This window comes from Rhodoblastus acidophilus (genome assembly GCF_009720655.1).
GTDB classification, from domain to species: Bacteria; Pseudomonadota; Alphaproteobacteria; order Rhizobiales; family Beijerinckiaceae; genus Rhodoblastus; species Rhodoblastus acidophilus_A.
In genome coordinates this window covers 114,647-125,207 of the sequence record NZ_WNKS01000012.1, presented here as the reverse complement: position 1 = coordinate 125,207, position 10,561 = coordinate 114,647, and the positions used below count along the sequence as shown (strand labels likewise).

General features: G+C 65.9%; 9 protein-coding genes and 1 pseudogene. 5 read left to right on the top strand and 5 right to left on the bottom strand.

The annotated features are described in order from the left end of the window. Positions 1-189: 189 nt before the first annotated feature. On the bottom strand, positions 190-807 hold the full coding sequence (locus tag GJ654_RS13635; protein ID WP_155446716.1) for a response regulator transcription factor: 618 nt from the start codon (positions 805-807) through the stop codon (positions 190-192). A gap of 391 nt (positions 808-1,198) precedes the next feature. Between GJ654_RS13635 and GJ654_RS13630 the strand changes: the two genes are divergently transcribed. After that, positions 1,199-2,905 carry a PAS domain S-box protein gene (locus tag GJ654_RS13630; protein ID WP_425540393.1) on the top strand — a complete coding sequence of 569 codons (1,707 nt, stop codon included), beginning with the start codon at positions 1,199-1,201 and terminating at the stop codon, positions 2,903-2,905. Here GJ654_RS13630 and GJ654_RS13625 read toward each other — a convergent pair. The 4 genes from GJ654_RS13625 to GJ654_RS13610 all read right to left on the bottom strand — a co-directional run bounded on the left by GJ654_RS13625 (position 2,896) and on the right by GJ654_RS13610 (position 7,511). Further along, positions 2,896-3,798, bottom strand: coding sequence for a LysR family transcriptional regulator (locus GJ654_RS13625; protein WP_155446714.1), 903 nt, complete (start codon positions 3,796-3,798; stop codon positions 2,896-2,898). The two genes, GJ654_RS13630 and GJ654_RS13625, sit on opposite strands and share 10 nt — an antisense overlap. Before the next feature lie 3 nt (positions 3,799-3,801). After that, positions 3,802-5,604 carry an AsmA family protein gene (locus tag GJ654_RS13620; RefSeq protein ID WP_196305557.1) on the bottom strand — a complete coding sequence of 601 codons (1,803 nt, stop codon included), beginning with the start codon at positions 5,602-5,604 and terminating at the stop codon, positions 3,802-3,804. A gap of 351 nt (positions 5,605-5,955) precedes the next feature. Next, complete coding sequence (locus GJ654_RS13615; protein WP_155446712.1) at positions 5,956-7,089, bottom strand: glycosyltransferase family 4 protein; 1,134 nt, start codon at positions 7,087-7,089, stop codon at positions 5,956-5,958. A 65-nt stretch (positions 7,090-7,154) separates the two neighbouring features. Beyond that, a complete protein-coding gene (locus GJ654_RS13610; protein WP_210350834.1) occupies positions 7,155-7,511 on the bottom strand; it encodes a DUF423 domain-containing protein in 357 nt (118 codons plus the stop codon). 67 nt (positions 7,512-7,578) lie between these two features. Here GJ654_RS13610 and GJ654_RS13605 point away from each other — a divergent pair, with 67 nt between their 5' ends. From GJ654_RS13605 to GJ654_RS13595, 4 genes and pseudogenes are all read left to right on the top strand, one after another. Further along, entirely contained in the window at positions 7,579-8,814 is a 1,236-nt protein-coding gene (locus tag GJ654_RS13605; protein ID WP_155446711.1) for a glycosyltransferase family 4 protein, read from the top strand. Next, entirely contained in the window at positions 8,814-9,557 is a 744-nt protein-coding gene (locus GJ654_RS13600) for an SGNH/GDSL hydrolase family protein (protein ID WP_155446710.1), read from the top strand. Before GJ654_RS13605 ends, GJ654_RS13600 begins: the two co-directional genes overlap by 1 nt. 327 nt (positions 9,558-9,884) lie before the next feature. Next, positions 9,885-10,230, top strand: a pseudogene (locus GJ654_RS21260) (hypothetical protein); the annotation flags it as partial. Further along, a complete protein-coding gene (locus tag GJ654_RS13595; protein WP_155446709.1) occupies positions 10,208-10,543 on the top strand; it encodes a hypothetical protein in 336 nt (111 codons plus the stop codon). The pseudogene GJ654_RS21260 and the gene GJ654_RS13595, both read left to right, overlap by 23 nt. The last annotated feature ends 18 nt before the right edge of the window (positions 10,544-10,561 follow it).

Below are 10,561 nucleotides of genomic sequence, written 5' to 3'. Positions count from 1 at the left end.
ACTGTCGCGATGTCCGTGTTGCCAAACACATCAAATCAGGGCGGTTTCCCGCCATGCAACGTGACGCAGTAGAACTAGGCAGGGTTTCCGAAAAGCGGCCACCGATTTTCGGATAAAAATCCTGCGAAAGCAAAGGAACCTCAGCAAAGATTCGTTGGGCGACCAACGCATGTTTGCTTAGGGGTCTCCTTACGCCTGTTCCGCCTCCTCGGCGAGCAGGGTGAGGCGGATCAGTTCGGACAGGCTCTCCGACTGCGTCTTGGTCATCAGATTGGCGCGGTGCGTCTCCACCGTGCGCACGCTGATGCCGAGTTCGAAGGCGATGGTCTTGTTCAGCTTGCCCTTCATCAGGCCGTGGAGCACGTCGCGCTCGCGCGCCGTCAGCGCGGAGAGCCGCCGGCGCGCCGCCGCGACCTGGGATTCCGGGCTGTCGGGGTCGGCGTTGCGCGCCAGGGCGGCGCGGATCGAGCTGACCATCAGCTCGTCGTCGAACGGTTTCTCGATGAAATCGACGGCGCCGAGCTTCATCGCCTTGACGGCCACGGGCACGTCGGCGAAGGCGGTCATCACCACGGCGGGCAGGTTGATGCGCCGGTTCTTCATTTCGGCCAGCAGTTCGATGCCGGTCATGTCGGCCATGCGGACGTCGGTGACCACGCAGCCGTCCGGGGCCGGCCTGCACTCGAGGAAATCCCGGGCGCTGGGATGAAGGCGCGGCGTCAGGCCGGCGGAGCGCAGCAGCAGGTCGAGCGATTCGCGCACGGCGCAATCGTCCTCGATCACATGGACAGTCTGGCCATAACTCATCGTCGCTCTCCGGTTTGCTCCGGCGCTTGGGGCGGTCTTTCGGACGGCTCTTGCGTGAACCTCAGGCAGAGCTGTACAGAAAACATACCATGGATGGGTTCGCGGCGTCAGTAAGGCCGGACTGATCAGTATTTTCCGCAGCTCCCGGGACGGTCGGCGTGGACGTAAGCTGGGCCGCCGCCGAGGCTGGGGCGACGAGCTGAATTTCCTTTCCGGGAGTCCGACAATGTCCGGAACGGATGTTGACAGCAATGCGGCGCGCAAGGCGGCCGTCGGTTGGCTGCCCGCCATTTCCGGCTGGCCGCGACAGGTCCGCCTTGGCGTGATCGCCGCCGTCGCCCTGGCGGGCTTTCTGGCGCGCTCAAGCCTCGCCGGTCAGCCCAGCGCCTGGATGGTTCACGCGCTGTTCGATCCGGCGCTGCTGGTCGCCGCCCTGCTGCTCGAACCGCAGGGCGTGATCGCGGTGTTCGTCTTCGCCGTCATCGTCAGCTGCACGCCGCTGTTCGGCCCGCCGCCCGCGCCGCTCTCCGGTTGGCTCGACTCTGTGAGCCTCGCGGTGTTCGCCCTCAACAGCGGCATACTGGCGCTGGTCGCCCGCGCCCTGGAGCGCCTGTCCCACGTGCGCGGCGAACTCGACGTGCTGGGCAGGGCCAACGCCGAACAATTGAGCCATTTCATCGAGCAGGCGCCCGCCGCCATGGCCATGTTCGACCGGGACATGCGCTACCTCGCCGCGAGCGCGCGCTGGCGCGACGACTTTCATCTCACCCGCGATATCGTGGGGAAGTCGCATTATGACGTCTTCCCCGAGATCGGCGACGCCTGGAAGGCGGATCACGCGGCCGCGCTCGCCGGCGAGACCGTTCGATCCGATCGCGACTATTTCGAGCGGGCCGACGGCGAGCGCCTGTGGCTGCGCTGGGAGGTGCGGCCCTGGCTTCGTCCGGGCGACGGCGTCGGCGGCGTGCTGATGTTTTGCGAGGACATTTCCGAGCGCGTCGCCATCCGCCAGGCTCTGGAGGACAATGAGCGCCGTCTCAAGGCCATCCTCGATTCCGCCATGGAGGCCATCGTCACCATTGACGCCCAGGGCAAGATGATCTCGGCCAATCCGGCCGCCTGCGAAATGTTCGGCTACGCCCTGCCGGAGCTGATGGGCCAGAACGTCGACCTGCTGATGCCCGGCCCTGTTCACGGCGAGCACAGTCGCTATCTGTCCGCCTACGCCCGCAACCGCGAGACCCGGGTCGTCGGACGCCGGCGCGTGATCGAGGGGCGGCGCAAGGATGGCTCGAGCTTCCCTCTCGAGCTGACCGTCAGCGAGGCGAAGGACAATGGCGGCGCCATTTTCGTCGGCTTCATGCGCGATCTCAGCCCGATCGAGGAGGAAAAGCGGCGGGTCAACGCGCTGCGCGACGAACTGGTGCATGTCGGCCGCATCAACGACATGGGCGAAGTGGTGGCGAGCCTCGCACACGAAGTGGGACAGCCGATCGCGGCCATCCTCAATTTCTCTGCCGCCCATCGCCGCACGGGGGCGGGCGCGGCGGGCGAGGTCGACATCGTCGCCAGGATCGAAGCCCAGGCGCGCCGCGCCGGCGAAATCCTCAAGCGTCTGCGCGGCTTCATCGAAAAACGCCCGGAGATGCGCAAGAAGGAGGACCTTGCGGAGCTGATCCTGGAGGCGCTCGACCTGTCGCCACTGCGTTCGCGCGCCCACATCGCCTTCGCGCCGGACCACGGATTCGACGTCGTCGTCGATCGCATCCAGATCGAGCAGGTGATGGTCAATCTGCTGCAAAACGCCGACGAGGCGCTGCGCGCCGCCGACGACCCGGAAATCCGGATCACGCTGGCGCGGCCCGACGCGGAGCGCATCAGCGTCAGCGTGGCCGACAACGGTCCCGGCGTCGAACCCGAGGCGCGCGAAAAACTGTTTTCGGCCTTTTACAGCACGAAGCGCTTCGGCATGGGTGTCGGCCTGTCGATCAGCAGGAGCATCGTCGAGGCCCATGGCGGCGAGATCCGCTATCGCGCCAATGCGCCCCATGGCGCGGTGTTCGAGTTCACCCTGCCGGCGCCCGGCGCTCAGCCTTGAACCCTGTCCATGTCTTCCCGGGAGGGCGCGCTTTCGAAAAACTTGCGCGGCAGCGGCGGCAGGGGCTGCCGGTCGGCCACCACGAGTCCGACCGTCTGCCGCGCCTCCGGCGCCACCAGCGGCAGCGCGACGATACCCGCCAGCGGGCCGAACAGGTCCAGAACCTGCCGCGAGGCGACGCTGGCGACGCCGGGCAGAGCGGCATGGGTGATGAGGTTGAAGATCGAATTGGTTTCGACCACCGGCCGGGGCGACTTGCCGACCTTGCGGAACAGGCCGTCGATGATGCGCCGGTTCTGCATGTCGCCGCTGAGCAGGCAGAGTTTTTGATCGGCGGCCTCGGCCCAGCCGATGTTTTCGCGCCCCGCCAAAGGGCCGTCGGCGCGCGCCAGCAGGCAATAGGATTCGCTGTAGATCGGCTTGGAGAGCACGCCGGGCAGCGGTTCGTTGTCGAGATAGGTCAGGCCGGCGTCGATTTCAAAACCCTCCAGCCGCTGGCGGATCTGGTCCGAGGTCAGCGACAGGATTTCAAGCGTCACCGCCGGATGGGCGGCGCAGAACGGCGCGGTGACGCGCACCGCCATGGGCAGGGCGGTGGGAATGACCCCGAAGCGCAGTTTTCCGCGCAACCCCTCGCGCGCCTCGGCGACTTCCGCGCGCAGCGCGTCGATCTCCATCAGGGCGCGCCGCGCCCGTGCCAGCACGATTTCGCCTTCCGGGGTCAGGCCCTGGAAGCGGCCGGAGCGCTCCACCAGGGGAACCCCGAGTTCGTCCTCCAGTTGCGCCAGCGCCGCCGACAGCGTGGGCTGCGAGACGTTGCAGGCCTCCGCCGCCCGGCGAAAATGCTTTTCCCGCGCCAGCGCCTCCAGATATTCCAGCTGGCGGATGAACATGGTTCAGTTCTGCGGCGCGGGGGCGGAGGGCAGCAGCGGCGCGGCCGCGTTCGAGCGGCGGATCAAGCCCTCGGCGTCGGGGATCACGGCGGGCTCGTCCCAGGGCCCCGCGAGGGCGAAGCCGAATTGCAGCGCCTTGCCGTCCGGGCCCGCGCGACTGGCGCTGGCGTGCAGGTCGACGGAGCGGTCGGCGACATTGGCGCGCCCGGAAAAGAACAGGGCGGCCTGGTTGGCGCGCACGGCGCCTTCCTCGATGTCGGCGACCCCCTGCGCCATGGCGAACTTGCCGGACATCAGGTCGAAGGGCGTGCGTCCCGAACGCAGATCGGCGCCGACGGAGAGCGGCCTGCGCTCCATGCGGCGAAACGCCAGATCGAGGTCGATGCCAAACATTTCCCCTGACGCGACGGAAAAATCGCCGCGCGCGTCGAGATGGGAGGCCAGTTCGGCGAAGGAGGCGCCGTTGGTTTCGAAACTCGCGGACAGGCTGGCGGCGCCGGTCAGCACCTGACGCTTGACCGAATCCCACAGCAGCGGCGCGAGGTCGAGCTTTTCCGTCGACAGCGAGCCGCGGATGTCGAGCCCCGTCTCGTTCTCCGCGATCACCGCGCGGACGCGGGCCAGGCCGGAATAGGCCCGCGCCTGGGCGATGGACAGGTCCAGCCGGCCGCTTTTCAGGATCACCGAAAGCGCGGCGTCGTCGAGCTGGATGTCGCCGAGCCGGGCGCGCTTGGCCGAGAGCCGCAGGTCGAGATCGGCGGCGCCGAGGCGCGCGGGCGGAAAAGCCTCGCGATTCCACTGGCCGTTGGCGACCGCGGCCGGATAGTCCTCGAACATCGGCGCGAAATCGAGGGAAGCGCTGGCGAGCGTCGCGGCGGCGGAGGGTCTGGGGCCGTTGAACCGGATGGAAGCCGCCCCGTCCAGCGCGTTGCCGTCCACGGACAGGCTCAGGTTGGTCAGCGCCAGTTCGCCCGGCTCGAACAGGGCGTCGGCCCGGATTCGCGCGTCGCGATAGGGCCCGGGCAGCGGCATGGGCACGCCGAACCAGCCCGCCGCCGTGCGCAGCGAGGCGGCGGAGGCGGCGATCTGGCCCTCGAACCGCGTCTTGTCCGCGAGCGTCAGCGCGCCGTTCAGCACGACTTGCAGGCCCTCGTCCTCGAACCGGAGCGTGACCGGGCTGGTTCCCGCGTTGAGCAGCCGGTCCGGCTGAGCGGCCCAGACGGCGAAGCGGGCCGGCTGGCGCTCCTCGCCGATGGCGGGCACGCGCGCAAGGCCGGTGAGCGACAGCGGCGCGCCGGCGCGACTCCATTCGAGCCGCGCCGAAATATCGTCGGCCGCGAGTTCCGGCTGGTCGAGCCCGGAATGGCGCAAAAGGACTCTTCCGCGCGTGATCTCGAGGTCGCCCAGCCCGTCCGCGGGACGGGTCGTCGCGGCGACCACGGCGGCGGGCAACCGCGCCGGGTCGAACGTGAACACCGCATCGGCGAGAACAGCGCGGGCGAGATCGAGCCGTCCCGTCAACAGACCGCCGAAGCCGAGATCAACGCGCAGCGAACTCGCGGTGACGGTGAAGTCGCCGTTGGAATCGCGCAATTGCGGCTCATAGATGCGGATATGCGGGCGCGGCAGCACCGCGAAGACGGAGCGGCCGTGGTCGGCCAGCGCCAGCCCGGCGCGGGCGCGGATTTGACGCTCCAGCGTTTCGATCTGCGCGGTCTGCGACACGGTCCAGGGCGCCGCCGCAAGACCCAGCAGAAGCAGGGCGCCAGCCGCGAGCGACCACTTAATCGTGAGGATGAGTTTCATCGCGGCAGGATAGACGCGCGCCATGCCGAGGAAAACAGTTAATTCCGGACGCGCGCCAAGGCGGCGTCCGGATGGGCCAATCCGCCCATAGGTTTAGCGGCGGCGGCGCGCTTTTACGGGAACGCGCACGGGCTCCGGCGCGGGCCGGCGGGACGCGGCGAACAGCAGAAGGGCGAGGGCGGTTGCGGCTATGATCATGGGCGTCTCCTCATCCTTAGTTTGGCGCGTCCACCGGCAACTTCAAGTGGAATCGCGGCAAAAAAGCGTGGGGGAGAGACAAGACCCGGAAAAGGAAGGGCATTTTATCAGAAGCGGCTAACGAATTTTTAACGCGCCGGCGCCGCGGGGGGCTCAACCGGCCATTTCGGCGAAGCGGCGGCGCTCCTGCTCGACCACGGCCAAAAAATTCTCGCGGAATCGCGCGCGCGAAAAAAACCTGGCGTTGTCGCGGCAGTTTTCGGGCGAAAAAACCTCGGCGGCGGCGTCGAACTTGCGCACCGCCATGATCACAGCCTCTTCGGTCTGGCTGTCGAAGAACAGTCCCGTGGGCCTGTCCTTGTCCGGTCCGCGCACGGTTTCCAGCGCGCCGCCGCGCCCGAAGGCGAGGACCGGCGTGCCGCAGGCCTGGGCCTCGACCGGCATGATGCCGAAATCCTCCTCGGCCGCGAACACATAGGCTTTTGCGCGCGACATTCTTGCGCGCAATGCGTCGTCGTCGAGATAGCCGGTGATTTCGACATTTGGCGTGGCGATGCGGCGGATCAGCGGCATTTCGGGACCGTCGCCGACCACGACCAGTTTCTTGTCGGGCATGCGGGCGAAGGCGGCGACGATCAGCGACATGCGCTTGTAGGGCACCATGCGCGAGGCCGCGAGAAAGTAATCGTCCTTTTCAGCCGAATAGGGCAGGCCCTCGATGTCGACGGGCGGGAAGATCACGAGGGAGTCGCGGCGGTAGACCTTGGCGATGCGCTTCTGGATATAGGCGGAATTGGCGATCATCAGCTCCGGCCCCGCCGCCGTGCGCATGTCCCAGATGCGCAGGTAGTGCAGCAGCACGCGCGCCATCCACGATCTGATCCCGCGCGTGAGCCCGGATTCGGCGAGATAGGTGTGCTGCAGGTCCCAGGCGTAGCGCATGGGCGAGTGGATGTAGGAAATGTGGATTTGATTTGGCCCGGTGATCACGCCTTTGGCGACCGCGTGAGACGAAGAAATGACGAGGTCGTAGCCGGAGAGATCGAACTGCTCCACCGCCAGCGGCATGAGCGGCATGAACATGCGGTGCTTGGTCTTGGAGCCGGGCAGCCTCTGCAGGAAGGAGGTGGTCACTTTCCGGCCGCGCAGCATGGCGTCCTGGCCCGGGGGCAGGGCGCAGATGAGGGTGAACAGGTCGGCGTCCGGAAACAGGGTGAGGATTTCCTCCAACACCCGCTCGGACCCCGCGCGCATCACCAGCCATTCATGAATGATCGCGACCTTCATCAAACGGCGATGCGCTCCCTCTTGCGCTTCGACGCTAGCTCAGCGCCGTTAAGGAAGCGTTCCCGTCATTTGCGCTTAAGTTCCGCTACGGAAGAGAAAAAAACCAGGAGCCACGCGACGATCAGGGTGACGCCGCCCGTGGGCGCGGCCATTGGAAACAGGTGGGCGCCGCGCAGCGTGAACAGGGACACATCAGCGGCGAACACGGTCGCGCCGACCGCCATGGCCAGCGCGGCGGCGGCGCGCAGCCGGCCGGTTCGCTGCGCCAGCGCCAGAACGGCGGCGGCGTGGGCGAGCAGGATCAGGGCGACGCTCCCCATCCTTTCGCCGCCCGCCGCATGGGCGGCGATCGCGGCCGCCCCGACCCCGCACGCCCCCAAAAGCCCCGCCCATGCGCTCAACGCCGCATTCATTCCGCCCATCGCCCGCGCCCTTAACTTTGAGAAAGATTTTCGCGACACTATGCGGCGCAGCGCATACGGAGCCAATATGAGCGGCCAGGAAATCCATGTGGTCATCGCCGTCGACCACGCCTCGGTGACGGGCGGACAGGCGAAGGTGGCGCTTGAAAGCGCGATCGGCCTGAAGCGCGCCGGCTATGCGCCCATCGTCTTCGCCTCCGCCGCCCCGATCGATCCGCGTCTGGCGGCGGAAGGGGTGGAGGTCGTCTGCCTCGACCAGCCCGACCTGCTCGGCCATTCCTCGAAGGCGGCGGCGGCGCTCCAGGGCGTCTGGAATTTTTGTGCGGAACGCGAGATGGAAAAGCTGCTCGCCCGCTTGCCCCGGGGACGGACCATCGTCCACGTCCACGGCTGGGCCAAGTCCCTGTCGGCCTCGATCGCCCGGCCGATCCGGCGCTCCGGCCTGCCGACGGTCTATACGGTGCACGAATATTTCATGTTCTGTCCCAACGGCGGCTTTTACAATTACCCGAACAACCATGTTTGCAGCCTCAAACCCATGTCGGCCGCGTGCTGGGCGAGCAACTGCGATTCCATCAATTACACGCGCAAAATCTGGCGTTGCCTGCGCCAGGAGGTGATGCTGCGCGTCGCGCGCCTGCCACAGATTTTCGAGGATTTCGTGCTGATTTCGCGCTTCCAGGAAAAAATTCTGCGAAACCATTTGCCGGCGGGCGCGAAAATCCACGCCGTCTCCAATCCGATCGATTGCGAAAACCTCGGACCCAAGCCGGCGCCGGCGACCGGCGACTTTTTGTTCGTCGGCCGCCTGATGCCGGAAAAAGGTTTGTTGGTGTTCGCCGAAGCCGCGCGCCGCGCCGGAGTCACCCCGGTGTTCGCCGGCGACGGGCCGCGCATGGAGGAGGTCCGCTCCAAATATCCGGAGGCGCGGTTGCTCGGCTGGAAATCCCCCGCCGAGGTCAAGGTTTTGATGCGCGAGGCGCGGGCGCTCGTTTTTCCTTCCCTGTGGTATGAGGGGCAGCCGCTCACCGTGCTCGAAGCCAAGGCCATGGGCACGCCGGTGATCGTCTCCGACGGCTGCGCCGGCCGCGACGCCATCGAAGACGGGGTCACCGGCCTGTGGTTCGAGAGCGCCAATGTCGACTCGCTCGCCCGCGCCCTGCAACGCGCCAAGGACGATGCGCTGATCGCCGCGCTGTCGCGGGCGGCCTATGACGCTTTTTGGGCCGATCCGCCGACGCTGGCGCGCCATGTCGAACGCATCGGCGCCGTCTATGCGGACATTTTGCAGCGAGCGGCCTGATGCGCTGGCGTCTCGTCCTTTTGGGACTTGTCTGCGCCGCCGCGCTGGGCGGTGTTTTCCAGGTCGGGCGGGACGCCTGGATCGCGCGCAAACTCGCCCATCTCGACGGTTTCGATCCCGCCGTGATCAAGTGTTTCGACGCGGAGCCCGCCAGCGAGGCGCAACGGCCGCGCATCTACCTCGTCGGCGATTCCGCCGCGGAAGAGTGGCCGCGCCAGAATTTCGACGCCCGCTACGAGGCTGTCGATTGCGGCATGACCGGCGAGACCACGGCGCAACTCGTCAGCCGCTTCGACCGCTTCGATTTTTTGCGGCCCGGCGATGTCGTGGTGCTGACCTCCGGCGTCTATGACGCGGTCGGCGCCGCCTTCGCCCCGCCCGAGCGCATGGACGACATTTCCGCGCGCGCCGCCGAGCGGCTGGTTCGCCTTGCGCGTGAGGCGCGCGACCATGGCGGCCGGGTCATGATGTTGACGATCACGCCGCCGTTCCAGCCCGAACTGCTGCGCCGGCCGTTCTGGCGCGAGAGCATTCGCGATTTCACGCAAAAGGCCAATGCCGCGCTGCGGTCGAGCGATTTGACGGGCGTCGAACTGATCGACGTCGCGCGCCTGCTCGGCGGCGACGACCGTAGGACGCCGGACATTTGGGGGCGGAATGGGCTGAAGCTGAACGCGGAAGCGTTTGGCGTGCTGACGGCGGAGATCAACCGGCGGCTGGCGGAGGATGGCGGGCGACGGTAGTGGGCCAGTTTGAAATTTGGTCGGGTTGACGGGTCGCTTCGTAAGTGGCTTTCATTCGTTATGAACCAGATCAAGAATACCGAATGCGAAATCAAGGTCCGAGGCGTTTGGACTGTCATATCTATCGAAGACGCTCTCGGAATCGACGCAGCCGAACTCAAGCGGTGCCCAGCATGTCATGGGCGGCTAAGGGCTCACCCTATTGCCGTAACGGGTCAGCGAGCACATTTTGAGCACATGATGGGCCACGATGGATGCTCCCGTATGGGGAAATTTTACTCTGGAAGCCCGACCCCTCACCCTGAAGCTCTGACATGACCAAGACACCTCGCCAATCGCGTCCAACTGACCAGCGATAGCGATGGCCACAAGGCTTATCTTGAAGCCGTCGAGGGCGCGTTCGGTTGCGATGTTGATTATGCGCACCTTGTGAAGCTCTACGGGGCCGCACCTGAGAGCGCTGAGGGCCGCTACAGCCCCGCTGATTTATAATTTTGTCCGCATTCACCAAAAGCTGCGCGTGTCACCGGCTTTGGCGGCGGGTGTCGTTTATCGGCTTTGGGAAGTGAAAGACATTGTTGCGCTGATCGAAGCCGAAGAGGCGAAGGTCGTAACGAAGCGTGGGCCTTACAAAACTAAGGATTTTGAAAATGCCAGCACCAGCAAACGTTGAGCTTATTACGAGCCTGTCCCGCGATATGGCTATTTCCGTTGTTGCATTGTCATCTTGCTTCATGATCGTTGGAGCGATCGCTTTTTGGCGAGCAGGTGCCGGTCAGGCAAAAACATTTAGTTTGCTAATTCAGCGGTCTCAGGCGCTGCAAATGGCGACGGTTGTTTTGATTATCGTGGGTGCATGCACGCTCCGCATCCTTGATTCAATTTCGAGCGAAGCTGTCGTTTCAATTCTGAGCGGGATCGCCGGTTACGTGCTTGGAGGCAGATCGCGCGCTGACACCAAAGCTGATAACGAAAATTCAAACTGACCCACTGCCAGGGCGCGC